Origin of the sequence: Enterococcus sp. DIV0421 (assembly GCF_051713745.1) — a bacterium.
GTDB classification, from domain to species: domain Bacteria; phylum Bacillota; class Bacilli; order Lactobacillales; family Enterococcaceae; genus Enterococcus_D; species Enterococcus_D casseliflavus.
This window is the reverse complement of record NZ_JBIOQM010000031.1, coordinates 1-369: the sequence shown is the minus strand read 5'-3', so window position 1 is coordinate 369 and position 369 is coordinate 1. Positions and strand designations below refer to the sequence as shown.

Annotated in this window: 1 protein-coding gene; it reads right to left on the bottom strand. The window is 36.6% G+C overall.

The genetic code is table 11. The features are described 5' to 3' along the window. The coding region (locus IGI96_RS19785) for a transposase (RefSeq protein ID WP_438785721.1) at window positions 1–369 on the bottom strand (369 nt) is incomplete at both ends.

Sequence of the window (369 nt, the reverse complement as noted above, 5' to 3'; positions counted from 1 at the left end):
GGCGTTCATGTCTGTCACCAAGAATTCTACTTCTTCTGGATTGGTACAACCTAAGAAATAGCTTGTTAATCGGGGTAATTTACGCGTAGGCAAAACATCTATTAATTTTCCTGTTTCGCCATTTGCGCAAATAAAGCTCATTTTATCTTCTATGGAAGCATGCGAACGAAATTCATCAACCATCACTACTCTTGGGAGAATCTTCTTAGATTGCTTTGGTAGATAACTTTTAAACTCTTTCAACGTACGAATAACGGTGGTCAAAGATACCTGACAGCTTTTCGCAATAAAAGATAAAGATACTTTTTCAGTCAGTAAAGAAGCAATTTTATATCTAACATGATTTGCGATTGAATGTCTGGGTTGGAC